Annotated in this window: 23 protein-coding genes and 1 pseudogene; 6 read left to right on the plus strand and 18 right to left on the minus strand. The window is 57.8% G+C overall.

The window, feature by feature from the left end; genetic code table 11:
* Positions 1-28: 28 nt before the first annotated feature.
* The 4 genes from otsB to lptM all read right to left on the minus strand — a co-directional run bounded on the left by otsB (position 29) and on the right by lptM (position 4,307).
* A complete protein-coding gene (gene otsB, locus AKL27_RS04700) occupies positions 29-781 on the minus strand; it encodes a trehalose-phosphatase (RefSeq protein WP_050461624.1) in 753 nt (250 codons plus the stop codon).
* A gap of 262 nt (positions 782-1,043) precedes the next feature.
* The gene (locus AKL27_RS04705) at positions 1,044-2,510 is read right to left on the minus strand and encodes a sodium:solute symporter family protein (protein WP_050461625.1); all 1,467 of its coding nucleotides are present in this window, start codon (positions 2,508-2,510) and stop codon (positions 1,044-1,046) included.
* 274 nt (positions 2,511-2,784) lie between these two features.
* Positions 2,785-4,068, minus strand: coding sequence for a diaminopimelate decarboxylase (gene lysA / locus AKL27_RS04710; protein WP_050461626.1), 1,284 nt, complete (start codon positions 4,066-4,068; stop codon positions 2,785-2,787).
* Positions 4,069-4,079: 11 nt separating this feature from the next.
* Positions 4,080-4,307: an LPS translocon maturation chaperone LptM gene (lptM, locus tag AKL27_RS28780; RefSeq protein WP_198155888.1), complete on the minus strand. Its 228-nt coding sequence runs from the start codon at positions 4,305-4,307 to the stop codon at positions 4,080-4,082.
* A gap of 41 nt (positions 4,308-4,348) precedes the next feature.
* Between lptM and cyaY the strand changes: the two genes are divergently transcribed.
* Positions 4,349-4,687: an iron donor protein CyaY gene (gene cyaY, locus AKL27_RS04715; protein ID WP_050461627.1), complete on the plus strand. Its 339-nt coding sequence runs from the start codon at positions 4,349-4,351 to the stop codon at positions 4,685-4,687.
* Positions 4,688-4,752: 65 nt separating this feature from the next.
* Here cyaY and AKL27_RS27560 read toward each other — a convergent pair whose 3' ends face one another.
* Positions 4,753-4,977, minus strand: coding sequence for a hypothetical protein (locus AKL27_RS27560; RefSeq protein ID WP_157056799.1), 225 nt, complete (start codon positions 4,975-4,977; stop codon positions 4,753-4,755).
* Positions 4,978-5,030: 53 nt separating this feature from the next.
* Between AKL27_RS27560 and AKL27_RS04725 the strand changes: the two genes are divergently transcribed.
* From AKL27_RS04725 to AKL27_RS04735, 3 genes are all read left to right on the plus strand, one after another.
* Positions 5,031-5,531, plus strand: a complete 501-nt coding sequence (locus AKL27_RS04725) for a sigma-70 family RNA polymerase sigma factor (protein WP_050461629.1) — start codon at positions 5,031-5,033, stop codon at positions 5,529-5,531.
* Between the two features lie 5 nt (positions 5,532-5,536).
* Positions 5,537-6,505, plus strand: a complete 969-nt coding sequence (locus tag AKL27_RS04730; RefSeq protein WP_050461630.1) for a FecR domain-containing protein — start codon at positions 5,537-5,539, stop codon at positions 6,503-6,505.
* A 215-nt stretch (positions 6,506-6,720) separates the two neighbouring features.
* The gene (locus AKL27_RS04735; RefSeq protein ID WP_050461728.1) at positions 6,721-9,120 is read left to right on the plus strand and encodes a TonB-dependent siderophore receptor; all 2,400 of its coding nucleotides are present in this window, start codon (positions 6,721-6,723) and stop codon (positions 9,118-9,120) included.
* Positions 9,121-9,207: 87 nt separating this feature from the next.
* On the opposite strand, the gene AKL27_RS04740 is transcribed toward AKL27_RS04735, so the two are convergent.
* From AKL27_RS04740 to AKL27_RS04750, 3 genes and pseudogenes are all read right to left on the minus strand, one after another.
* A complete protein-coding gene (locus AKL27_RS04740; protein ID WP_050461631.1) occupies positions 9,208-9,615 on the minus strand; it encodes a DUF1801 domain-containing protein in 408 nt (135 codons plus the stop codon).
* A gap of 46 nt (positions 9,616-9,661) precedes the next feature.
* Positions 9,662-9,922 (minus strand): annotated as a pseudogene (locus tag AKL27_RS04745) (glutathione S-transferase family protein); the annotation flags it as partial.
* A gap of 120 nt (positions 9,923-10,042) precedes the next feature.
* Complete coding sequence (locus AKL27_RS04750; protein ID WP_050461632.1) at positions 10,043-10,642, minus strand: LysE family translocator; 600 nt, start codon at positions 10,640-10,642, stop codon at positions 10,043-10,045.
* A gap of 261 nt (positions 10,643-10,903) precedes the next feature.
* Here AKL27_RS04750 and AKL27_RS04755 point away from each other — a divergent pair, with 261 nt between their 5' ends.
* Positions 10,904-11,386: a VOC family protein gene (locus tag AKL27_RS04755; RefSeq protein WP_050461633.1), complete on the plus strand. Its 483-nt coding sequence runs from the start codon at positions 10,904-10,906 to the stop codon at positions 11,384-11,386.
* Between the two features lie 315 nt (positions 11,387-11,701).
* On the opposite strand, the gene AKL27_RS28600 is transcribed toward AKL27_RS04755, so the two are convergent.
* From AKL27_RS28600 to glpK, 5 genes are all read right to left on the minus strand, one after another.
* A complete protein-coding gene (locus AKL27_RS28600) occupies positions 11,702-11,878 on the minus strand; it encodes a phospholipase D-like domain-containing protein (protein ID WP_269749188.1) in 177 nt (58 codons plus the stop codon).
* Between the two features lie 38 nt (positions 11,879-11,916).
* Entirely contained in the window at positions 11,917-12,279 is a 363-nt protein-coding gene (locus AKL27_RS28605) for a phospholipase D-like domain-containing protein (protein ID WP_050461634.1), read from the minus strand.
* Between the two features lie 99 nt (positions 12,280-12,378).
* Positions 12,379-13,611: an HD-GYP domain-containing protein gene (locus AKL27_RS04765; RefSeq protein ID WP_050461635.1), complete on the minus strand. Its 1,233-nt coding sequence runs from the start codon at positions 13,609-13,611 to the stop codon at positions 12,379-12,381.
* A 194-nt stretch (positions 13,612-13,805) separates the two neighbouring features.
* A complete protein-coding gene (locus AKL27_RS04770) occupies positions 13,806-14,318 on the minus strand; it encodes an AAA family ATPase (protein WP_050461636.1) in 513 nt (170 codons plus the stop codon).
* A gap of 263 nt (positions 14,319-14,581) precedes the next feature.
* The gene (glpK, locus tag AKL27_RS04775) at positions 14,582-16,081 is read right to left on the minus strand and encodes a glycerol kinase GlpK (protein WP_050461637.1); all 1,500 of its coding nucleotides are present in this window, start codon (positions 16,079-16,081) and stop codon (positions 14,582-14,584) included.
* Between the two features lie 193 nt (positions 16,082-16,274).
* Between glpK and gspG the strand changes: the two genes are divergently transcribed.
* The gene (gspG, locus tag AKL27_RS04780; RefSeq protein WP_050461638.1) at positions 16,275-16,745 is read left to right on the plus strand and encodes a type II secretion system major pseudopilin GspG; all 471 of its coding nucleotides are present in this window, start codon (positions 16,275-16,277) and stop codon (positions 16,743-16,745) included.
* A 38-nt stretch (positions 16,746-16,783) separates the two neighbouring features.
* Here gspG and AKL27_RS04785 read toward each other — a convergent pair whose 3' ends face one another.
* The 5 genes from AKL27_RS04785 to AKL27_RS04805 form a co-directional block, all read right to left on the minus strand.
* Positions 16,784-16,975, minus strand: a complete 192-nt coding sequence (locus AKL27_RS04785) for a hypothetical protein (protein WP_050461639.1) — start codon at positions 16,973-16,975, stop codon at positions 16,784-16,786.
* Positions 16,976-17,003: 28 nt separating this feature from the next.
* Positions 17,004-18,350 carry an ATP-dependent protease ATPase subunit HslU gene (gene hslU / locus AKL27_RS04790; RefSeq protein ID WP_050461640.1) on the minus strand — a complete coding sequence of 449 codons (1,347 nt, stop codon included), beginning with the start codon at positions 18,348-18,350 and terminating at the stop codon, positions 17,004-17,006.
* Positions 18,351-18,377: 27 nt separating this feature from the next.
* Positions 18,378-18,914 carry an ATP-dependent protease subunit HslV gene (hslV, locus tag AKL27_RS04795; RefSeq protein WP_050461641.1) on the minus strand — a complete coding sequence of 179 codons (537 nt, stop codon included), beginning with the start codon at positions 18,912-18,914 and terminating at the stop codon, positions 18,378-18,380.
* A gap of 278 nt (positions 18,915-19,192) precedes the next feature.
* Positions 19,193-22,849 carry a trifunctional transcriptional regulator/proline dehydrogenase/L-glutamate gamma-semialdehyde dehydrogenase gene (gene putA, locus AKL27_RS04800; protein ID WP_050461642.1) on the minus strand — a complete coding sequence of 1,219 codons (3,657 nt, stop codon included), beginning with the start codon at positions 22,847-22,849 and terminating at the stop codon, positions 19,193-19,195.
* A gap of 232 nt (positions 22,850-23,081) precedes the next feature.
* Positions 23,082-23,807: an ABC transporter ATP-binding protein gene (locus AKL27_RS04805; RefSeq protein ID WP_050461643.1), complete on the minus strand. Its 726-nt coding sequence runs from the start codon at positions 23,805-23,807 to the stop codon at positions 23,082-23,084.
* Between the last annotated feature and the right edge of the window lie 23 nt (positions 23,808-23,830).

Genomic DNA, 23,830 nt, shown 5'->3' on the forward strand with positions numbered 1-23,830 from the left:
GGCCGGTCTGTGGTTCCTGTCTGCCTGCTCAGGAAATGCTTGTGGATTTGGTGGGGAGTGCCTGAAACAGGAATTCGCGCAATGCGGACGGATCTGCAAGCCTTGCATTGGCACGCGTATCGCCGGCGCCAATCTTGATGCCGATGCCATCCAGTTCCGCCAGTTGCACCTGCGCGAATCCGGCCTCGTCGGTCAGATCATCGCCGGCAAATACCGGACGCCGGCCGGCGAACGGTGCTTCCCGCATGAAGGCGGCAATCGCTTCGCCTTTATTGGTGACGGCGGCCTTGGCCTCGATCACCATTTTTCCATGCAGTAGCGCAAAGCCTGATTCCTGCTCCAGCGCTTCCGCCATGATCTGGACGCAGGCGGCTTCGAGCTGCGGCGCATTGCGGTAATGCAATGCCAGCGCACCATGTTTGAGTTCCAGCAGCAGTCCCGGATGTTGTTTGGCAAACGGTTCGATGTACGGCAGCAAGCGCTTGCTGTCAGGCACCGGCAGTTGTATCAGCGTGCCATCGGCACGGCGCCGTTCGACCCCATGCACGCCGGCCGCCGGCAAACGCAACGGCGCCAAAAACTGATCCAGTTGCTGCAGCGGCCGGCCGCTGACAATCGCCAGCGCACCGCCGGTGGCGGTGTAGAGCAATTCGAGGATGACGATCAGTTGCGGCGGTACCAGCACGCTTTCAGGGCGCGGCGCAAGATCGACCAGGGTGCCATCGAAATCCAGAAACAAGGCATCGCTGCCGCAATCACAATCGATATTAATCAGAGACATGAATCGACATTTTTCGAGTACATAAGCATGTCTGGTTGATTTGAGACTGTTTAGTTCCAATTGCCGAAACGACAACAGACCCCATTGCCGATGCTTGCCGTCGGCGGGCAAGCAATGGCAATGAGGCAAAGACAGAAAGAGAAAAGTACGCGGGGAAATGCGAGGCAGCGGTGATCACCGCTGCCGGAGAATTCAGAACGGCAAGCTGTTGCTGTACATCATGCCGTTCTTGTCGCAGTGACGAATGCGAGCGGCCTGACCATCAGGCGTTGCCGGCACCGTCCATGACGCCATCGACCGCGGTCGGATGTTGCACGATCGGGGCCACAAATTGTGGCAGCAATGAGCCCACCACCATCCCGCCCAGACTCATGATCACACCGACCAGTTGCGGCGGCCACAATCCTTCCGGTGCCAGCAATTCAAATCCGATCCACGAGCTCAGGCCGAGGATGATTGCCGCCAGCGCACCCTGCCGCGTGGCGCGCTTCCAGTAGACGCCGAACGCCAGCGGTACAAATGCCGCGACCAGCGTGACCTTATAGGCGTTTTCCACCATTTGATAAATGCTGGATTCAGTATGCAGCGCCAATGCCGTCACGATGCAGGTAAAGATGAACACCACGATGCGCATCGAGAACAGGAATTCCTTGTCGGTTTTCCAGGGCCGGATTTCTTTCAGGATGTTTTCGGTAAAGGTCACCGACGGCGCCAGCAAGGTCGCGCTGGCGCAACTCTTGATGGCCGACAGCAAGGCCCCGAAGAACATCACTTGGGCAAACACCGGCATCTTGTCCATGATCAGCGTCGGCAAGATCAGTTGCGGATCTTTGTCGATCAGGTCAGCCACCATCTTGGGATCGATCAGCGTCGCGGAATACGCCAGGAAAATCGGAATGAAGACAAAGCAAAAGTAGATGCAGCCGCCGAGGATGGACGCGCGTACCGCCACCTTTTCACTCTTGGAGGACATCACGCGCTGAAACACGTCTTGCTGCGGAATCGAACCGAGCATCATGGTGATCCAGGCGGCAAAGAACCATAGCATTTCCTTGGCCGTCGGTGACGGCCAGAAGGCAAACTTGCCGGATTGCGAGGCATGTGAAATCACCACGCCGGCGCCGCCCACCATGTCCGACACTTCCCAGCCGATGTAGAGCATGCCGACCACCACGATGATCATTTGCAGGAAGTCGGTGATCGCCACCGCCCACATGCCGCCCATCAGCGTATAGACCAGCACGCTGGCGGCACCGATGATCATGCCGGCCTGCATCGAGATGTAGCCGCCGGAAACCACGTTGAACACCAGCCCGAGCGCTTTCATTTGCGCCGCCACCCAGCCCAGATAAGAAATCACGATACACAACGTGACCAGCATTTCCACCGCACGGCCGAAGCGTTTCTTGTAATAGTCGCCGATGGTCAGCAGATTCATGCGGTACAGCGGCTTGGCAAAGAACACGCCGACCAGAATCAGACACAGCGAAGAACCAAACGGATCGGCGACGATACCGCCCAACCCTTCCTTGAGGAAAGTTGACGAAACGCCAAGCACTGCTTCGGAACCGAACCAGGTCGCAAATACCGTGGCCGTCACCACCGCCATGGGCAACGAACGGCCGGCAACTGCGTAGTCACGGGAATTCTTGACGTATTTGGTGGCATACAAACCGATAGCGACAGAAACTACCCAGTAGAGAATGACGAACCAGATCAGGGCATTCATGCATGTTCCTTGCGTACAGAGGCGAAAAAGGAAATCGGACGGATTTGGAAAATGCGCAATTATAGCGGCAGAAAGTGTCGCCATTCGCGGCCGGTTCCAGATTTGCCGGTGATCCGTAATCACATGCAAGTTTCACGCCGGGAACCGTGGCGACAGGTAGCGGCGCGCGCATTTGAGACTGGTTTCATGCAACATTCGCCCGCGCCAGCAAAAAGGCCATTTCCGTTGCAGGGAAATGGCCTTGGGCGTGCGGCTGTGACTCAACGATGTCGCGTCAGGAGACGATGCTCTCCAGTGCAAACAATTCAGCCGGCGTTTCGCGACGACGAATCAGATGCACCCGATCACCGTCGACCAGCACTTCGGCAGCGCGACCGCGGGTGTTGTAGTTGGAGGCCATGGTCATGCCATAGGCACCGGCCGACATCAGCGCCAGCAAAGCGCCCGGTTCGATGGCCAGTGAACGCGAACGCGCCAGCCAGTCGCCCGATTCGCATACCGGACCGACCACGTCATACACTTGCGCGGTGCCGCTCTGTTCGCGCACTGTCTTGACGCCATGCCAGGCTTCATACAGCGCCGGACGCATCAAATCGTTCATGGCCGCATCCACTACGGCGAAGTTCTTGGTTTCGCCATGCTTCAGATATTGCACTTCGGTAATCAGCACGCCGGCATTGCCGACAATCGAGCGGCCCGGTTCGAACATTACCTTGATCGCCTTGCCCGCGTATTTTTCCTTGCGCCAGGCATCAACCCGGGCGAACAGACGGCCCAGATAGTCGCCCACCGGCACCGGCTTTTCATCGTCATAGGTAATCCCGATGCCGCCGCCGATATCGAGATGATGCAAATGAATGTTTTCCGCCGCCAGTTGGTCGATCAGTTCGATCACCTTGTCCAGCGCTTCCAGCAATGGGGCGTCGTCCAGCAATTGCGAACCGATATGGCAATCGATGCCCACCACTTCGATGTGCGGCAAGGACGCGGCGGTGCGATAGCAATCCAGCGCATCTTCGTAAGCCACGCCGAATTTGTTTTCCTTGAGACCGGTAGAAATATACGGATGGGTCTTGGCATCAACGTTGGGATTGACCCGCAACGACACGCGCGCCCGCTTGCCGACTTCGCCAGCGACTTCATTGAGACGATGCAATTCGGGAATCGATTCGACATTGAAGCAAAGAATGTCATGCTCCAGCGCCAGCCGCATTTCGTCGCGACCTTTGCCGACGCCGGAGAAGATCACCCGGCGCGGATCGCCGCCGGCCGCAATCACGCGCAGCAATTCGCCGCCGGACACGATATCGAAGCCGGAACCGAGCTTGCCGAGCAGATTCAATACCGCCAGATTGGAATTCGATTTGACCGAGTAGCAGACCAGCGCGGTGCTGTCATCGCGGCCACTCTGTTTGCAGGCATTGGCATAGGCCGAGAAATTTTCAACCAGTGCGGCCTTGGAATAGACATACAAAGGCGTGCCGTATTGCCGGGCCAGAGAGTCGAGCGAAACGCTCTCGGCATGCAGGCTGCCGTTGCGGTAGGAAAAATGAGACATCGAAAATAATATTATTTGGAGGCAGGAAGCGAAATTGCCGGATCATCGGCCTTGAGCGGGGTCGACGCCGGGGCTGGCGTGGATGCCGGGGCATCAGCCGCAGTCCGCTCCGGTGGCGGCTTGCCCAGATACAGCGGACCTTTTTGGCCACAGCCGGCCAACAGCAGCGCGAGAGCGACAAGGCCCAGGCCGCAAAACGACCGAACCAGGGGACCAGCGGAATGAAAAGTAGACTTCACGATAAAATCACAGTGTTTACATCAATGTCTCGGAGTGTAGCATGACAGAATCAGAATTCCTGGTCCTCGCGGATTCAAGCCTGAACGCCATTGAGCGCGCGTTGGAGCAGGCCTGCGACGACACCGACCTCGACGTTGAGTGCAGTCGCAGCGGCAATGTGCTGGAAATCGAGTGTATCGCCAGCAACTCCAAAATCATCGTCAACAGCCAGGCGCCGATGCAGGAATTGTGGGTGGCGGCCAAATCGGGCGGTTATCACTATAAATACGACGGCGCACGCTGGGTCAGCACCCGCGACGGCTCGGAATTGCTGAGCACCTTGTCGCAAGCGGTCAGCGATCAGGCCGGCGTGGCGGTGACGTTGCCGCAACCGGGCTGAGTCTGCGCTGCCCGCTCCGGCCCTCACAGCAGGACCGGATCTCCAACCGCAAGCCGTTGAAAAGCTCATCGTCTGATGCGCTTTTTTTTCGGGCCGCGCGAAGATCCGGGTGCACTGCGCATGACGAAGGCATACGCGATATTTCCCGGTAAAAATGGAATGATCGCAAGTGCAGAGCTGTATTTATCATTCTCTTCGCCACGACGGCTGATGGCTGACACTGCGCCCACAAAGGCGCGCGCTGCATTGCACGGCAAAATGAAATCGTTTATAGTGATAATCATTCTCATTTAAAAACAATCAAATCCGGGGCCGGCGTTCACTGCCTTTTCCACATTTCCCTATGGCAGACCTGCATCTCCAGCGCGTGGACGAACTCTATTGTGAACATCATGGATGGTTGCAGGGATGGTTGCGCGGCAGACTTGGCAGCGCTGCCGATGCCGGCGATCTGGCCCACGACACCTTCTTGCGCATCCTGTCAGCACGCAATGCCGTAACAATCCTGCGTCCCCGTGAGTATCTGGCAACGATTGCCCGCGGACTGGTGGCGGACAAATTCCGGCGCCAGGCGGTTGAGCAGGCTTACCTCGAAACGCTGGCATTGCGCCCCGAGTCGTATGCAGTCAGCCCGGAAACCCGCGCCATTATTCTGGAAACACTCATCGCCGTGGACCGCATGCTGGATGAGCAAGGCGTGCGTGCGCGGGAGATTTTCCTGCTGGCGCAATTTGAATCACTGACCTACGCGCAGATCAGTGAACGTCTCGGCATCTCGGTGACGACCGTCAAAAAACATCTGGTTCGGGTCCTGACACGCTGCCTCCAACTGACAGCGGAATAATGCGAATGTCGTTGCTATCGTCAGAGCAGACGCCAGATTTGCCGCTGGAAATCTTGCAGGCCGCAGTGCACTGGTACGTGCAGCTCAATGACGACATGGTCAGTGCCAAGGAGCGCCGCGCGTGGGAGGCTTGGCTGCAAGCCGATATCCGGCACCGGCAGGCATGGGCGCAGATGCAGGCATTGAAGCAAAGCCTTGACCAGATCCCAGCCGCAGTGGCTTTACCGACCTTGGGCGGTGCACGCCAGCGCAGACGTCGCGTGGTCGGCGCATTGATGGTGTTGCTGGCGACCGGCGGCGCTGGCGTGGTGTCTTATGAAGTCGCTCCATGGCGCGACTGGATGGCAGGCTACCGCACACGCACCGGCGAACGGCGTCATGTCGCACTGGCCGACGGCGGCACGCTGAATATCAATACCGCATCGGCACTCGATATCGATTACGGTCCGCGGCTGCGGCTGCTGCGCTTGCATGCCGGGGAAATCATGGTGCGCACCGCGCACGACCCGGCCGCACGTCCGTTCGAAGTGCACACCAATCAAGGCAGCATCCGCGCGTTGGGTACCCGTTTCATGGTGCGCGCCATGGGCAAACAAACCCTGGTCGCGGTATTCGAGGGGGCCGTGGCAATTCAGCCGGCAAACCCGGAAGTTCTTCCACTGCATTTACCAGCAGGACAGCAAGCCGTGTTTTCCGGCGAACTGATCGATGCTCTGCAGCCGGTTGATTCCTCGCTGGCAGCATGGGTTGACGGCAAGCTGGTGGTGACCGAGATCCGGCTCGGCGATTTCATCCGCGATTTGACGCGCTACCGGCCCGGCTATCTGTCCTGTGATGCAGCGGTCGCTGACCTGCGTATTTCCGGCGTGTTCCGTCTCGACGACACTGATGCCGTACTTGCCAATCTGGCAGCCTCGATGCCCGTGCGCTTGCGCTACACCACACCCTATTGGGTGCGGATCGAGGCCCAATGAGGTCCCCGGCTACATACTGAAAATATTTTCTTACATCAGGGGTTGCTCTTTTTTCGTCTCATACGGCCTCCACGATGAAGCAGCGTATCCAAGTCGCTGCCCCATCTTGTTCAACGTGCCGTTAAGAGGAATTTGTCATGCAGCCGTATCAGATCTCAACCAGTGTCCTTCGCGATTCCGTCACCACCAGAAAATTGCGACCACTGGTGCATTCCATGCGCGTAGCCCTTACCAGTCTGGCGCTGGCAGGCCCCGCGCTGACCTGCATACAGCAGGCACAAGCGCAAAACACGCCGGTTGCAGAGAAAACCTATGCGATTTCGGCCGGGCCCTTGAGTGCCGCACTCAAGGCCTTTGCCATGGCTGCAGATATCACCCTCTCGTTCAATCCAGATCAGACGCGCGCCCAATACAGCCGGGAATTGCAGGGGACTTATACGGTCGACGCCGGACTGGCGCGTCTGTTGACCGGCAGCGGCCTGGAAGCTGTGCGTCAGACCAATGGCAGCTATACCCTGAGACCGGCAAGCGCTGCGCTTTCCACTCCGCAATCCCAGGCGCTCCCGGTCGTCACCGTCAATGCGGCAAACGAGCGGGCTACCGAAGGCAGCGGTTCGTATACGGCGCAATCCATGGGCACTGCCACCAAATTCAATTTATCGCAACGTGAAACGCCGCAATCGATCAGCGTCGTCACCCGCCAGCAACTGGATGACCGCGGGTTTCAATCGCTGGAAGAAGTGGCGCAAGATGCTACCGGACTGACTACCCGCCAGATCGGTGGTGCCGAGCGCACGCAATTTTTTTCCCGCGGCTTCGAGATCCGGACTTTCCTCGCTGACGGTGTACCGCTGACTTTCGACTACGATACCCAAGGTCTGGCGACAATTGCCATGTATGACCGCATCGAAATCATTCGTGGTGCCGCCGGCATCGTGACCGGCACCGGTAACCCGTCAGGCGCCATCAACATGATTCGCAAACGCCCGACCAGGGACGTACAGGTCTCGCTGACCGGCAGTGGCGGCAGCTGGAACAATTATCGCAGCGAACTCGATGCCGCCGGTCCTTTGAATGCCGCCGGCACATTGCGCGGCCGGCTGGTGGTCGCAGCGCAGGACAGCGATACGTTTCAGAAAGCCTACAGCCATCACCGGCAATTGATTTATGGCACCGTGGAGATGGATCTGGGACGCGACACACTGTTGAGCGTCGGCGGCTACTACAACAAGGAAGATAATCCGGGCGCGAACTGGAACGGCTTGCCGACCCGACGCGATGGCAGCTTCTATCCTTTCGACCGTTCGACCCGCATGTCGCCGGACTGGGCATATTGGAACAAGGAAAACAGCAGCGTGTTTACCGAGCTGGAACACCGTTTTGAAAATGGCTGGAAAGGCGTCTTCACCGTGCGCGGCCTGCAAACAAAAATGGATATGTTGGGCACCTATCTGTATCTGAAACCGACCGGCGAAGACTTTGGTCAGGGGGCGGGGAAATATGCCTACCAGAAGACGCAATACAGTATCGACGGTTATCTCAGCGGCCCGTTTTCCTTGCTCGGCAGAAAACATGAACTGGTGGTCGGCGGCAGCTACCGCGAAGCGAAGGACAATGACGGCCCCGGCGGCTGGCCGTCCAACTACGACGAATATGTCGATCCCAATACCTGGAATTCGAGCACCATTCCCCAACCAGCTATCGATTATCTGTGGTCGCGCCGCGGCACCGAAAAACAATCCGCGATCTATGGCACCGTCAGACTGAATCTGGCCGATCCGCTGACGCTGATGCTGGGTGCGCGTATCGATTCCTATGAGTACAACATGCACCTGAGTTCTGGCAGTTGGCAAGATGACACCCGGTACAAGGTGGATAACAAGTTCACCCCCTACGCCGGCGTACTCTATAACCTTGATGACAATCACACCTTGTACACCAGCTGGACCAGCGTGTTCCAGCCGCAGAGCAACCAGGCCATCAATGGCAGCGTGCTGGCGCCAGTGACCGGCAGCAATCTTGAGGCCGGTGTGAAGGCCGAATATTTTGGCGGCAGGCTCAATGCCAGCGCAGCGGTGTTCCAGATCCGGCAAAACAATCTTCCGCTCTCCCTCGATTCATCGCTGTGCCAAAATGTTGCGGCCTCTTGCTACAGTGCATCAGGAGAGGTGCAGAGCCGGGGTGTGGAATTCGAGATGGCAGGCGCCATTACGCCGGGCTGGCAAGTCATGGCTGGGTATACCTATTATTCGGCGACGTATCTGAGCGATGCGGATGCCGGCAAGGCAGGCAGCAGATTCGACACACAGACGCCACGTCATTTGCTGAAAGTCTCCACCAGCTATCAATTGCCCGGTGCTCTGCAGCAATGGAAAATCGGCGGTGCACTGCGAACGCGCAGCGAAACTACCAAACCGGAATACAACATCCGGCAAGGCGGTTATACCTTGCTCGATCTCATGGCGTCCTATCAGGTCAACAAGAATCTGGATATCCGCTTGAATTTGTACAACGTGTTCGACAAATACTATTACCAGACCATCGGCAGTACGCAGGACAACAATCACTTCGGTGCGCCACGCAACTTCTTGCTGACTGCAAAATATACGTTCTGAGTTGTCCGCAGCGCGCGCCAACCTGGCCGGGCTGAGACGTCACCGGATGCAACCGTGATTGCATCCGGTGAGCGGGTCGGGCGAATGTCAGGTTGCCCCGGTGTTGAGCGTCACGGCGGCGCGAATCAATGCCTGCAACGCCTTTTCATCAATCTTGTCGCCCTCGTGAATATCGATGGCACGCCGGGTATTGCCTTCGAGGCTGGCATTGAACAGTCCTGACGGATCGTCCAGTGCGGCACCCTTGGCGAAGGTCATCTTCACTACCTTCTGGTAAGTTTCGCCGGTGCAGATGATACCGGCGTGCGACCAGACCGGAACCCCGCGCCATTTCACTTCCTCGGTTACCGCCGGATCGGCTTTCCTGATGAGCGCCCGGATCTGCGCGAGCGTCGCGCCGCGCCAGTCATCGAGTGATTTGATTTTGGCATCAATCAGTTGCGAAGGAGAGTCTGCGCCGGTGGTTTCCTGCGGACCGCTCTTGTCACTCTTCATGTTTACTCCCTGTCTGACGACACCGCGTCTTGTGTTTAAGGCGCACATCGGCCGGCAACAACGGCACTGGCCCCGGGTATCTGAGTTGCAGATACTCGATGATGATACTGCTCTCGCTGACATTGCGGTCCCCATCCACCAGCAAGGGAAATTTGTGCAGCGGCCAACGCCGCAGCCACTCCGTCGTATGTTGCGGCGTTTCCGGGCCAATGCAGCGAAATTCGTAAGCCGTGCCGTTTTCATACAAGGCGACCAGCACTTTTTGTGTGTAGGACGAGAAAGGATGACCGTAGAGAATGAGTGCCATCGTTTCAACCACTTGTAGTTTGCAAGTGCTCGAAGCATATTCTTGTCGTTTGCCGGTTGCAAGTCCCCGGCCCGGGCGTACCACGATATCGCAGACAACCCGGTCGACTGCCACCAATGGCTAGCGGAATGCCGCCCAGGCAATGAATGCCGAGAACATGCCCAAAGCGACCGCACTCACCTGCTGGATCTTGCGCGGATTGATGAACCGCAGGTGCCGGTTGTTCAAGGCATGGCCAAGGCCGATCCAGAGCGCGCCAACCGGTACCAGCAGACAGGCAAAAGCAGCCATCGTCAGCGCGTAACTCTGCAACACCTCGAAGGTATGCGGCGGGAAAATCACCAAGGCAAACAACAATCCCTTGGGATTCAGCAACGTTGCCACAAACAATACTTTGGGCGTGATGGTTCGTTGTTGTGGCGTTTGCAATAACTTCGCATCGCGCCAGACCTTGACCGCCGTCCAGGCAAGGTAGCAACTGCCGGCGACTTTGACCAGCGTGGCGATCCATGGGAATTGCAATTGGACTGGCGCCAGCAGCAAACCCCACGACGAAATCGAGATGAGGTATCCGGCCAGCTCGAAAGCCAGCAGCGGCAAGGCCCGGCGCAGTCCCAATCCGAGACCGGCCAGCGCCAGCAAGGTATTGGTCGGCCCCGGCGTCAACAGGATCAGCGCGACGCTGAGCAGGAATACAAAAGAATGTAAGTCAGGAGACATGAGGGTCGGACCATTGGACGTGAGCGGAGGAAGACTACCTCATGTCTGGTGTCAGGTGTGCTGTTGGCATCAAATATGATCTTGAGATTGAACAACTTCATGCAATCCGGAATCCTGACGAAAAGTGATCAGAAAGCATCAGGAATTTCTTTGGCACTATTTGCAGTAAACCACGTCGGAGCTAAATGCGGCAAGCCAACGCAGCACACTGCTGTGGCCGGGTTGCACCTTTGTTATCTGTCTGCATTCAGGAGAACCGACATGATGCGCAAAAACACGATTTGCCTCTGGTACGACGGTGCCGCGCTGGAGGCCGCAACGTTCTACGCCGCAACATTTCCGGATAGTGCCGTGACCGCCGTGCATCGTGCGCCGGGCGACTATCCTGCCGGCAAACAGGGAGATGTCCTGACGGTCGAGTTCACCGTAATGGGTATTCCCTGCCTCGGACTGAACGGCGGCCGGGGACCGGCACACACCGATGCGTTCTCATTCCAGGTGGCAACCGACGATCAGGCCGAAACCGACCGCCTGTGGCAGGCGATCATCGGCAACGGTGGCCAGGAAAGCGCATGTGGCTGGTGCAAGGATAAATGGGGATTGTCGTGGCAGATCACGCCGCGGGTCCTGATGGCTGCAATCACCGATCCCGACCAGGCTGCGGCCAAGCGCGCGTTCGAAGCCATGATGACCATGAGAAAAATCGATATCGCTGCCATCGAGGCAGCCCGGCAATCACCATGACGAACAAGCCGGAAGCATCGGATATTGCCGGCATACCGGAATCATCGCCGACATTGATACCGATGCACGATCAGGGATGAATCCTTTCTTTTGCATGCACGTTTGAACCCGCGCGGTGACCCCGATACTGGCCGGCAATCCCGGGCCGGGCGGATTCGGATAGCCGCATTGATACATCGCAACAAGAGTTGGCTGTTGATTGGCAATACACTCACTGAAATGTTGAGAAGAATTGACTGGCCGCCAGCCGGCCAGATCGCGTGGCGTGCTGTCGGATACTGACCGGATCGGCCGCTTGGCCGGCGCGGCACCGTTTCAGTCCGTTGATGTAAAGCCGGAACCCTGATTCCATCTGGATTGCCAGTGCTTCAAAAAGGAAGCCGCCAGATCAGTATCGTTCCATATCACAAGCACGTTTTCGCTATTGGCTTTGGCAGCACCGGCTGTGTAGTTGAAACTTCCGTTTTGTACGTGTCGGCTGTCGACGACAATGTACTTGTCGTGATGGAGGGCATATGCGGCATTGGTTCTTACGGGATGCCAGCGTTCACCATGAGGTTAAGTGGAGCAATACTGGACTTGCCATGATTTCTCTTGTCGTCGACCATTACCCGGACGTCAATGCCGCGCTTCTGTGCGGAGACGAGCGCCTTTGCAATCGTGAGTGAGGAGAAGGAATAAGCCGCCAGCCGTATTTCTTTTTGCGCGGAATCGATGGCCTTCAGTACCAGTTTTTCACCTCCTGCTTCAGGTGAAAATGCGATTTCGATTCGAGGTTGCTGTGCGGTTGCCTGCGGCCCCGGCTCTTGAGTCCCGGTGGCTGCCGACACCCGCGCACCGATGGTCGCAATGAACAAAAGAACCAACGCTGTTCGTTTGATGTTTGGATGCATGAATATTTTCTCCACTGATGGCAGCTCCGGTCCGATTGCGGAGCAATGCAACGATTAAACGCAGTTGAATCAGTGGCCGCAGCCAACAGCCTTACATGGTCATGGCGAGGTGCGCTGCATCCAGTATTTGTCCAGACCATTGTATTTGAGCCACTCTTCACCGCCGCGCTGCTGAATGCGGTCGGTCGGATCGGGAGCGGACAAATCGATGACTTCGGAATCGACAATGTCGCCGTTGCCATCGTAACGGAAGGCTTTGACAACCGGTTTGGTCAGCGCGCCGGTACTTTGTCTGAGCACCAGGCCCAGCCGCCCGGACTCCATCTTCAGCAACGAACCGATCGGATAGATACCCAGCGTCTTGACGAAGGCCGAGAGGATGCTCTTGTCGAAGAAACCGCTCCAGGATGCCATGGCGGTGAGCGACTCGGCAGGATCCCAGGCTTCCTTGTAAGGCCGGTCCGAAGTCACTGCGTCATAGACATCGCAAATCGCGGCCATGCGTGCCAGCAGAGGGATGCGGGCGCCGACCAGGCCATCCGGATAACCGCTGCCGTCTATCTTTTCATGGTGATGCATGCACACTTCGGTGGCATACGCCGGGATGTGTACATTCTTGACCAGATGCTCGTAACCGAGAACCGGATGACGGCGCGCGATTTCAAGTTCGGCCGGCGTCAGTCGCCCCGGCTTGTGCAGGATTTCTACCGGGATGAAGGCCTTGCCGACATCGTGCAGCAACCCTGCCAGTCCGGCTTCTTTGCAACCGGTCTCGTCCATGCCCAGAGTGCGTCCGAGTGCCACCATCAGGGTGCAGACGGCGACCGAATGCATGTAGGTGTAGTCATCGACGATCTTGAGACGCACGATGCTGGTCATGGCCGTGCTGTTGCGCAATATCGATGCCGTGATCTGATCGACCAGATCAACGCAACGGTCCATGTCAATGACTTTGCCGAGGCGCACATCGTTGAACATGGCCTTGGTGGTGTCTTGTGCGCGCTCGCACAACATGCGCGCCTGTTCGATCTCTTCGAAGAACGGATCGGCAACGGCCGCAGCCATCTCCGGCGCGGCGCTGACCGCAGGCACGGACGGCACCGCTTCAGACGATGCGATCTCTGCCGGCACGACTTCTTCGATGTCCTTGCCGAGTTCGATGTCAATCCAGCAATGCGCGATCCCGCTGGCGCGAGCCTGCTGCAAATCGGCGACATCTTTCAGCAAGAAGCGTTTTTTCCAGAAGGGATGATCGATCCAGGCAGCTTCAAAGCCGCAAAAATACATTCCCAGTTGGAGCTCTTCGACTTGTATTTTCTTCAGGTGACTCATGTTTCAGTATGTTGACTAGGCTACCGGTGAAATTATCACGTTATTTATATGCCCGGCCCACATAGTATTGGAAACATGCAAAACATGATTTATTTTTTTGTTACCAATTTCCATCTGCAATCGCCGGCAACAATTGCGCCTCTTGTCGAAAATGAAACAAGGATGGAATCACTCCTTTCCGCAGCGACCGATCGCTACGCCTCAATCACATTGAATCCCTCGCTGGCAGCAGGCGCAACAAAGTACTGCGTGATCAGATCGAACTCCGCATCGCTGGTCTTGAATTGGTGTGCGTCATCTTGATTGCGGTGTTGCAGGCGGCGTTTGCATTCGGTGTCGCTGGCGTTCAGATAATGCAGGCAATGGGCGACACCGGCGTGCTCAAAGATTTCCCGCATCCATTGGCGGGTACCCAACGTGTTCGCGGGAAAATCAAGCACCACCGAGTTGCCGGCGCGCAGTAATTGTTCGACGTGCTTGCCCATGACAAGGCGCAAGTTGGCCGCGCAGCGGACATAGTCGGCCACGGTGTTGATGGCGCCCGGATAAAGCTGGCTCAGCCATGCATCTTCGCTGATCAGCAGCGTCCGGGGCTGGTCCGCCAACCGGCTGGCCAGGGTCGATTTGCCGGAGGCGATTTTGCCGCAGATCATGTGCAGCGTCGGAGTGCCGGTATCAGTTGAATGCTCTTGTGTATCCGGTTTCATTTCATGTTTCCTTTTTGGCTTGGGGTGATCCCCGGAAGCAGTCGAAAAAAAACCGCCTCAAGGGCGGGTTGTCAGCGACTGTTCTGCGAACGCTATCCCACCATGGTGTGCATGGTGCGAATAATCGCGGCAATGTGTGCGCAGAAAAAATGCATGGCTTTCAGATCGTGATGCCATCGAGTCCGTCAGTCAGCAACTGATTGCAGCCTCTCAGGTCGGGTAACTGTAGCAGAATACCGGCAGCGGCGTGGATCATTGTCACATCAACCGTTATCGGCCCATGCTTTCGCGGCATTCACCGCACGCTGCCAGCCGCGTATCAATTGCGCCACCTGCTCGGGTGTCTGCTGCGCGCTGAAGCGGGCATCCTGTTGCCATTGCTGTTGTATCTCGTCCAGTCCGGACCAGAAACCGCAGCCGAGACCGGCCAGATAAGCGGCGCCCAGTGCCGTGGTTTCGGTAATCCTGGGACGGATCACGTCGACCCCGAGCAGGTCGGCCTGGAACTGCATCAGCAAGTCGTTACCGGTGGCGCCACCATCTACCCGCAGTTCGGCAATATCGATACCGGCATCGGCCTGCATCGCCTTGAGTACATCCATGGTTTGATACGCAATGCTGTCCAGCGCGGCACGCGCCAGATGGGCTGCCTTGGTACCCCGGGTCGCGCCGAACAGGCTGCCGCGCGCATGCGGGTTCCAGTGCGGCGCGCCGAGACCGGCAAAGGCGGGCACCAGATAGACGCCGTCACTGTCGCTGACGCTGCGCGCCAAGGCTTCGACATCGCGCGACTTGCGGATCAGTCCCAGACCATCGCGCAGCCATTGCACCACTGCCCCGCCGATGAAAATACTACCTTCCAGTGCATAGTTCACCTGACCGTCAATCTGCCAGGCGATGGTGGTCAGCAAATGGTTACTGGAAACAATCGGCACGGTACCGGTATTCATCATCATGAAACAACCGGTGCCATAGGTATTCTTGACCATGCCGGGGCGCGTGCACATCTGGCCGAACAAGGCGGCCTGCTGATCGCCGGCGATACCCGCAATCGGGATTTTGGAAGCGAAGACCGTGGTTTTGGTATGGCCATAGATTTCGCTGGAGGATCGCACTTGCGGCAGCATGCTGCGCGCAATGCCGAACAAGGCCAGCAATTGTTCGTCCCAGTCCAGCGTATGGATATTGAACAGCAAGGAACGCGAAGCGTTGCTGACGTCGGTGACATGCAATTCGCCGCGCGTGAAATTCCAGATCAGCCAGCAGTCAACCGTCCCGAATGCCAGATGACCGGCGCGCGCGAGGTCGGCGGCGCCGGCGACGTTATCCAGAATCCATTTGATTTTTGTCGCGGAAAAATACGAATCCACCAGCAAACCGGTTTTTTCGCGAATCATCGCCTCATGGCCGGCGGCTTTGAGTTCGTCGCAATAACCGGCGGTTCGCCGGTCTTGCCAGACGATGGCGTTGTACAACGGGCGGCCGTCGCGACGATCCCAGACAATCGTGGTTTCACGCTGGTTGGTGATGCCGATGGCGGCAATCGATGCGCCGTTCACACCGGCGCGGGTAGTGGCTTCGGCTGCCACCCCGGCCTGGGTTGACCAGATTTCCAGCGGATCATGCTCGACCCAGCCCGGATGCGGATAAATCTGCGCGAATTCTTTCTGTGCCGTGCTGACCACCTGGCCGGCCCGGTTGAACAGGATCGCGCGCGAACTGGTCGTGCCCTGATCCAGCGCCAGGATATATTGTTCTGTCATCAGTCTGTCTCCGGAAATGCAACGTCGTCGTTATTGCCGGCAGCAAGACGGCGATGGCAGAAGCCGACCCGCCCGCTGTGGCCGTGCAACCGCAATCGTCATTTTTGCCATACTGCGGGCAACGCCGCCGCAGCACTCTGCCTTATACTCTCGCATCTTGTCATATTCATCGCCCTACTGGAAAGTACGTTCAATGCGCAGCACTCTTCGGCAACCCGGCCCCCGTTCGGTTTCCACCTTTTCTCAGCAAGGCCGGGCGCGGTTACTCATCGTGATCGTGCTGGCGGTACTGGCACTGCTCGCCGCCTGGGGCGTACCGAAACTGATTGATGCCATCAATCATGCGCACAGCCCGGAAGTCGTGACGACAGAAAAAGATCTCGCCGCCATCGAACAGGCACTGCAACTTTATCAAAAAGACAATAGTCGTTATCCGAGCGCCGAGCAAGGTTTGCTGGCGCTGATCATCAAACCGGTGAAACCGCCGGTACCGAAAAACTGGAAAACCGGTGGTTATATCGACCGTCTCACACGTGATCCGTGGGGCAATCCGTACCAATATCGGGCTACCGAAGATGGCGACGAGTTTGCGGTATTTTCATTTGGCACCGCCGGACCGGATGGCGGCGATGAGAGCGAGACCATCATTCATGGCCGCCACTGAAGCCGCCGCTGCAATGACATCGCTGGGATAAGACGACGTTAGCGGGAACTGCCGTCCAGCGTCTTTTTCAAGGCTTGCTTTTCAGACTGCCGTACCGCCGACGCATTTTTACGATGCGGGCCGGCGGCGCGCTGCCTGGCAGCAACGGCCACCGGGTTGCGGGGTCTGGCTTGCGATGGCTCTACCCGAAAACTCAGCTTTTGCCGGGTGGCGAGTGCTTTGTTGGCCATGTCAGATCCCCCGTTTTCCCGCTGTCGCTTACAACACGTAACGCGACATGTCTTCGTTCACGGCCAGTTCGCTCAGACGTGCGTTGACGTATGCATCATCGATGGCAATCGTCTGCTCGCCTGACTCGCCGGCCGAGAACGAAATTTCTTCCAGCAATTTTTCCATCACCGTGTAGAGGCGACGGGCACCGATGTTTTCGGTTTTTTCATTGACTGAAAATGCAATTTCGGCCAGTTGCTTGATGCCGCTTTGCTGAAATTCGATCTTGACGCCTTCGGTTGCCAGCAGCGCTTCATACTGCTTGGTCAGACAGGCGTCGGTACCGGTCAGGATGCGTTCGAAGTCGGCAATCGACAGCGAATCGAGTTCGACCCGGATCGGGAAACGCCCCTGCAATTCGGGAATCAGATCCGATGGCTTGGCCAGGTGAAATGCGCCTGAGGCAATGAACAGGATGTGATCGGTCTTGATCATGCCGTACTTGGTATTGACGGTGGTGCCTTCGACCAGCGGCAGCAGATCGCGTTGCACGCCGGCACGCGAGACGTCGGCGCCGGATTGCGAGCGGGTGGCGATCTTGTCGATTTCATCGAGGAACACGATACCGTTCTGCTCGACATTATGAATCGCCTTCTGCTTCAACTCATCTTCGTTGACCAGCTTGCCGGCTTCCTCATCGATCAGCAATTTCATCGCTTCGCGAATCTTGATCTTGCGGGTCTTCTTGCGATTATTGCCGAGACCGGAAAACATGCCCTTGATCTGCTCGGTCATTTCTTCCATGCCGGGCGGCGCCATGATTTCCATTTGCGGTGCCGCTTCGGCCAACTCGATTTCGATTTCGCGGTCATCGAGCGCACCCTCGCGCAAACGCTTGCGGAAAGTCTGACGAGTGGTAGTGTCCTTGTCTTCGCCGGCGGAACTGCTGCTGCCGTGTTCCGGCGTGAAACCGAAGTCACGTGCCGGCGGTACCAGGATATCGATCACGCGATCTTCTGCGGCATCTTCGGCGCGCGCGCGTACTTTGCCGACTTCCGCTTCGCGGGTCTGCTTGATGCCGATGTCGATCAGGTCGCGAATGATGGTATCGACATCGCGTCCGACGTAACCGACTTCAGTGAACTTGGTGGCTTCGATCTTGATGAACGGTGCGCCTGCCAGTTTGGCCAGACGCCGCGCGATTTCAGTCTTGCCGACGCCGGTAGGACCAATCATCAAAATGTTCTTGGGCGTGATTTCGTGACGCAGCGGTTCGTCAATCTGCTGACGCCGCCAGCGATTGCGCAAGGCGATGGCAACCGAACGCTTGGCGCGGCCCTGACCTACTACGTGTTTGTCGAGTTCGGAAACGATCTCTTTGGGAGTCATGTTCATGATGATGTTCTTTGCGTGACTGGCGTATTAATCCAGAGTTTCAATGATGTGCGACAAATTGGTGTAAATGCACAATTCGCCGGCGATCACGAGCGACTTCTTGACGATCTCGGCCGGAGTCAGATCAGTATTTTCCTGCAAGGCCTTGGCAGCCGATTGCGCAAACGTGCCGCCCGAACCGATGGCGCCGACGCCGTCGGTCGGTTCCAATACATCGCCGTTGCCGGTGATCACCAGTGTGGTATCGCGGTCGGCGGCCAGCAACATGGCTTCCAGCCGGCGCAACATGCGGTCGGTGCGCCAGTCCTTGGCCAGTTCCACCGAGGCGCGCATCAGATTGCCCTGATGCTTTTCCAGTTTTGCTTCAAACAGATCAAGCAGCGTAAATGCATCTGCGGTGCCGCCGGCGAAGCCGACCAGTACCTTGCCCTGATAGAGCTTGCGCACTTTGCGCGCGGTGCCCTTCATGACGACATTGCCAAGCGTTACCTGTCCGTCACCGCCGAGGGCGACGGTATTGCCGCGTCGCACGGTGAGTATGGTCGTGCCGTGAAATTGTTCCATCCTGTGTCCCGGGTAAAAATTTTGCTGAGTTCTGATGAAATGGGGACTGCCCTGCAGATTGCAAGACGTCGCATTTCTGACGCAGAGAAGCTCCATTTTACGACGCATGGGGAGCGGCGGCTGATTTGCCGTGCCGGGCGGACGCCAAGTGGCCTGGCGGCGTCACTGAAAATCACGCGCAAAGCACCGGCACACGCAAAAACGGCGATGTCATTTCGACATCGCCGTTGCACCCACGAAAGACAGCCAGCCTCAGTTATTTCCGGCAGGAATGAACATCAGACTTCCAGTGTCATCAGGCTGGCATTGCCGCCGGCAGCGGTCGTATTGATACACAAGGCACGTTCCGCCACCAGACGCCACAAGGCAATCGGCGCGTCGTCGGTGGTGACGATCAGCGGCACCAGCGCGCCGTCACGCGCGGCCAGTTGCGCCCGCCATTGCACACAGGCCGGTGCATCCACCAATGCCAGATGCAACGCCAGTGTCCCCGGTTGATCACTGACGATCACCTGTTGTCGCACCATCTCCGGCAAGCCGGCCGGCAGGTATTGTGCGGTGGCAGCATCGACCACTGCCGTATTGCCGGTGGCCAGCACTGCTGCCAGTTGGTTGAGCAAAGCCGGCACGCTGGTGGCGATACACAGCATCTTGCCGCGTGCCGCAAACGACAAGGTATTGCGCTCACCGGTCGGACCCGGCAACGCCAGCGTGGTGTCGAGCAAACTCTCTGCCACGTAGGAATTGCCGAGCGTCGCCAGTTTGGCATGACCATGGGTCGCTGCCCATTCAAGCAATACCGCCAGTGTCGTCGATGGCGCGGCTTCAGCGACAGTGGGCGTCAGCGGTTGCGGTTGACGTTGCAAGCGCTTCAGATACAGCGGACCGCCCGCCTTGGGGCCGGTGCCGGATTTGCCTTCACCCCCGAACGGCTGCACCCCGACCACGGCGCCGACGATATTGCGGTTGACGTAAATATTGCCGACATGAGCACGGCCGGCGACGAAATTGATGGTTTCATCGATACGCGAATGCACGCCCAGTGTCAGACCGTAACCGGTGGCGTTGATGGCGTCGATCAGTTGCGGCAATTCATCGCGCCGGTAACGCAATACGTGCAGCACCGGGCCGAACACTTCACGTTGCAATTGCGCCAGCGAATCGATTTCAATCACGGTCGGCGGCACGAAGGTGCCGTAACCGGTTTGTTCATCGAGCGGCAATTGATATACCTTGCAGCCCTGGCCGCGCATCTGTTCGATATGTGCCAGCAACTGGTCGCGCGCTTCGGCGTCGATCACTGGTCCGATATCGGTCACCAGACGGTCGGGACGACCGATGCGCAATTCTTCCATTGCGCCCTTGAGCATGGTCATGGTCTTGTCGGCGATATCGTGTTGCAGACACAGCACGCGCAAGGCCGAGCAACGTTGACCGGCACTGTCGAAAGCCGACGACAGCACATCCTGCACCACTTGTTCAGGCAAGGCGCTGGAATCCACGATCAGTGCATTCTGACCGCCGGTTTCGGCAATCAGCGGCAAGTCGCCGTGTTCATCTTTGACGCGCTTGGCCAAGGTACGGTTGATCAGTTGCGCCACTTCGGTCGACCCGGTAAAGATCACGCCCTTGACGCGCTCATCCGAGGTCAGACGAGCGCCGACAGTCTCGCCGCGTCCCGGCAGAAATTGCAATGCCGCCAGCGGAATACCGGCAGCGTGCAGCAGTTGCACTGCGCGATGGGCGATCAGCGGTGTCTGTTCAGCAGGCTTGGCCAGCACCACATTACCGGCGGCCAATGCGGCGCTGATTTCACCAACGAAAATCGCCAGCGGGAAATTCCACGGGCTGATGCACACCACCGGCCCCCACGCCAGCACATTGCCGTCACGCTGCGATTGCACCGCGTAATAGCGCAGGAAGTCGACTGCTTCGCGCACTTCGGCAATGGCATTCGGCAACGATTTTCCGGCTTCACGCACTGCCAGCGCCATCAATTCGACCCGATGCTGTTCCAGCAAATCGGCGGCACGTTCCAGCATCTGCGCCCGCTCGGTTGCCGGCAATGCTTGCCATTGCGGCGCATAGTCAGTAGCGGCCGCCAGTGCGGTTTCAACATCGTCGCCATTGGCTTCGGCCACGCGGCCAACCCGGTCGCGGTGGTCGGCCGGATTGAGGATGTCCAGATCGGGCGTGGCAGTAACCCGGCCCTGCAGCAACGGTCCGGCTTGCCATTCATGGCCGGCCAGTTGCGCAAACTCACGCCCCAGATCGCGCAAGCTGTCTTCATTGCTCAGATCGATGCCACCCGAATTCTTGCGCTCTTCACCATACAGATCACGCGGCAGCGGAATCTGCGCATGCGCCGCACCGCCGGTCTGACGCACGGCCTCGACCGGATCGGCGATCAGCGTATCGATGGCAACGGCTTCGTCGACGATCTGATTGACGAACGACGAGTTGGCACCGTTTTCCAGCAAGCGACGCACCAGATACGCCAGCAAGGTCTGATGCGAGCCGACCGGCGCGTAAATGCGGCAAGCCTTGCCCAGCTTGTCGTCGCCAACCACCTGATCGTACAAGGTCTCGCCCATGCCATGCAGACACTGGAATTCGTAATCGGTGATCTGATGTTGTTGCGCCCAGGTGTAAATCGCCGCCAGTGTGTGCGCATTGTGGGTCGCGAATTGCGGATAGATGACAGCGGTCGATGCCAGCAGTTTTTGGGCACACACCAGATAAGACAAATCGGTATGCACCTTGCGGGTGTAGACCGGATAACCGCTCAGGCCATCGACCTGGGCGCGTTTGATTTCGCTGTCCCAGTACGCGCCCTTGACCAGTCGCACCATCAGCTTGCGGCCGCTGCGACGCGCCAGATCCACCAGATAATCGATCACGAACGGGCAGCGCTTCTGATAGGCCTGCACCACGAAACCGATCCCTTCAAAACCGTCCAGATCGGGATCGAACGCCAGGACTTCCATCAGGTTCAGCGACAATTCCAGACGGTCGGCTTCTTCGGCATCGATATTGAGGCCGATGTTGTATGACTTGGCCAGCACCAGCAATTGTTTCAGGCGCGGCAGCAATTCACCCATGACGCGCGCGTGTTGCGCGCGCGAATAACGCGGATGCAGCGCCGACAGTTTGACCGAAATGCCCGGGCCATCCTTGATGCCGCGCCCGTTGGAGGCGCGGCCGATGGCATGAATCGCTTCTTCGTAACAGCGATAGTAATAGTCGGCATCATGTCCGGTCAGCGCCGCTTCGCCCAGCATGTCGTAGGAATAGCGATAGCCGCGTTTTTCATTCTCGCGGCTGTTGCTCAAGGCTTCAGCGATGGTCTGACCGGTGACGAATTGATTGCCCAGCATGCGCATGGCCAAATCCACGCCTTTTCTGATCAGCGGTTCACCACCTTTATTGATCAGACGCGTCAGCGCGGAAGTCAGGCTGTTTTCGCTGTTGGTGCTGACCAGCTTGCCGGTAATCAGCAACCCCCAGGTGGCGGCGTTGACGAACAACGACGGCGATTCGCCCAGATGACGACGCCAGTCACCCTTGCTGATCTTGTCGGCAATCAGACGATCGGCAGTCTGATGATCGGGAATGCGCAACAAGGCTTCGGCCAGACACATCAGTGCCACGCCCTCTTCCGATGACAGCGAAAATTCGTGCATCAGGGCATCGACGCCGGAGGCGCGGGTACGTTTGGTCCGTACCGCTTGCACCAGCGTATGCGCCAGCGTGTGGGTGGCGTCGGTCCATTGGTCGTTGCTTTGAATCTGCGTCAGCAGCCACTGCACGGCCGCCGTTTCATCGCGGCGATAAACCGAGGTGATCGCGGCTTGCAACGGCGTCGGCGCCGGCAACAATGCTTGCTGGAATGCCTCGAATGCAGGCGAGGGAGAGATCTGGCTGGTAGCGGTCATAGTGGCATTCTCGAAGAAACGGTCTAAACACAATTTTTTACTTTGCGCGATTTTATTCGTGAACTGCCAATATTAATTCTGTATTTTCACCATCTATCATGAATTTAATTTCGCATAAGTCACATCGACAAAATTAAATATCAAACATATTTTTCATATCTGCCGCTGTTCCAGCAGGCGCGGCACTTACTGCCGGGCAGCGCCTGCGGATCGCAGCCAGCGTCAACGACGCTTATTCTTCACCCAGATAAGCCGCCTTGACGCGCGGATCATTGAGCATCTCGCTGGCCTTGCCGCTCATGGTGATCAATCCCGATTCCATCACATAACCGCGGTGGGCTGCTTCCAGCGCCAGACGGGCATTCTGTTCCACCAGCAGGATCGTGATGCCTTGCGCCGATACATTGCGGATCACCTCGAAGATCTTTTCCACCATGATCGGCGACAAACCCATCGAGGGCTCATCAAGCAACAGCAGTTTCGGATGACTCATCAGCGCCCGCGCCATGGCCAGCATCTGCTGCTCGCCGCCCGACAGCGTGCCGGCCATCTGGGCCGCACGCTCCTTGAGACGCGGAAACACGCCGAACCATTTTTCGATGTCGGCCGCGATGCCGGCCTTGTCGTTGCGCGTGTAGGCACCCATCATCAGATTTTCCTGGATGCTCATGCGGGTAAACACGCCCCGCCCTTCCGGCACCATCGCCAGCTTTTGCTGCACCAGGTGGAATGAACTCTGTCCTTTGAGGGCTTGCCCCAGATATTCGATATGGCCGGCCACCTTGCAATCGGGCAGCGTGCCGGTGATCGCCTTGAGCGTGGTGGTCTTGCCGGCGCCGTTGGCGCCGATCAGCGTCACCAGTTCGCCTTCGCTGACTTCCAGCGATACGCCCTTGACCGCCTTGATGCCGCCGTAAGCAACGCTCAGCTCTTTGATGTTCAGTAATGTGCTCGTCATCTGTCTCTCGTCTTCTGCTGGTT

It is taken from the genome of Herbaspirillum autotrophicum, assembly GCF_001189915.1.
Classification (GTDB): domain Bacteria; phylum Pseudomonadota; class Gammaproteobacteria; order Burkholderiales; family Burkholderiaceae_D; genus Herbaspirillum; species Herbaspirillum autotrophicum.

Excerpts from the sequence above, each read along its gene's own strand:
- AKL27_RS04750 (WP_050461632.1), bottom strand. The coding sequence starts at position 10,642 with ATGTCTCCTGACTTACATTCTTTTGTATTCCTGCTCAGCGTCGCGCTG.
- putA (WP_050461642.1), bottom strand. The coding sequence starts at position 22,849 with ATGACCGCTACCAGCCAGATCTCTCCCTCGCCTGCATTCGAGGCATTC.
- lysA (WP_050461626.1), bottom strand. The coding sequence starts at position 4,068 with ATGTCTCATTTTTCCTACCGCAACGGCAGCCTGCATGCCGAGAGCGTT.
- AKL27_RS04730 (WP_050461630.1), top strand. The coding sequence starts at position 5,537 with ATGTCGTTGCTATCGTCAGAGCAGACGCCAGATTTGCCGCTGGAAATC.
- glpK (WP_050461637.1), bottom strand. The coding sequence starts at position 16,081 with ATGACAGAACAATATATCCTGGCGCTGGATCAGGGCACGACCAGTTCG.
- AKL27_RS28605 (WP_050461634.1), bottom strand. The coding sequence starts at position 12,279 with ATGCATCCAAACATCAAACGAACAGCGTTGGTTCTTTTGTTCATTGCG.
- cyaY (WP_050461627.1), top strand. The coding sequence starts at position 4,349 with ATGACAGAATCAGAATTCCTGGTCCTCGCGGATTCAAGCCTGAACGCC.
- AKL27_RS04705 (WP_050461625.1), bottom strand. The coding sequence starts at position 2,510 with ATGAATGCCCTGATCTGGTTCGTCATTCTCTACTGGGTAGTTTCTGTC.
- AKL27_RS04755 (WP_050461633.1), top strand. The coding sequence starts at position 10,904 with ATGATGCGCAAAAACACGATTTGCCTCTGGTACGACGGTGCCGCGCTG.
- AKL27_RS04770 (WP_050461636.1), bottom strand. The coding sequence starts at position 14,318 with ATGAAACCGGATACACAAGAGCATTCAACTGATACCGGCACTCCGACG.
- hslV (WP_050461641.1), bottom strand. The coding sequence starts at position 18,914 with ATGGAACAATTTCACGGCACGACCATACTCACCGTGCGACGCGGCAAT.
- AKL27_RS04765 (WP_050461635.1), bottom strand. The coding sequence starts at position 13,611 with ATGAGTCACCTGAAGAAAATACAAGTCGAAGAGCTCCAACTGGGAATG.
- hslU (WP_050461640.1), bottom strand. The coding sequence starts at position 18,350 with ATGAACATGACTCCCAAAGAGATCGTTTCCGAACTCGACAAACACGTA.
- otsB (WP_050461624.1), bottom strand. The coding sequence starts at position 781 with ATGTCTCTGATTAATATCGATTGTGATTGCGGCAGCGATGCCTTGTTT.
- AKL27_RS04735 (WP_050461728.1), top strand. The coding sequence starts at position 6,721 with ATGCGCGTAGCCCTTACCAGTCTGGCGCTGGCAGGCCCCGCGCTGACC.
- AKL27_RS04725 (WP_050461629.1), top strand. The coding sequence starts at position 5,031 with ATGGCAGACCTGCATCTCCAGCGCGTGGACGAACTCTATTGTGAACAT.
- AKL27_RS27560 (WP_157056799.1), bottom strand. The coding sequence starts at position 4,977 with ATGAGAATGATTATCACTATAAACGATTTCATTTTGCCGTGCAATGCA.
- AKL27_RS04740 (WP_050461631.1), bottom strand. The coding sequence starts at position 9,615 with ATGAAGAGTGACAAGAGCGGTCCGCAGGAAACCACCGGCGCAGACTCT.
- AKL27_RS04805 (WP_050461643.1), bottom strand. The coding sequence starts at position 23,807 with ATGACGAGCACATTACTGAACATCAAAGAGCTGAGCGTTGCTTACGGC.
- gspG (WP_050461638.1), top strand. The coding sequence starts at position 16,275 with ATGCGCAGCACTCTTCGGCAACCCGGCCCCCGTTCGGTTTCCACCTTT.
- AKL27_RS04785 (WP_050461639.1), bottom strand. The coding sequence starts at position 16,975 with ATGGCCAACAAAGCACTCGCCACCCGGCAAAAGCTGAGTTTTCGGGTA.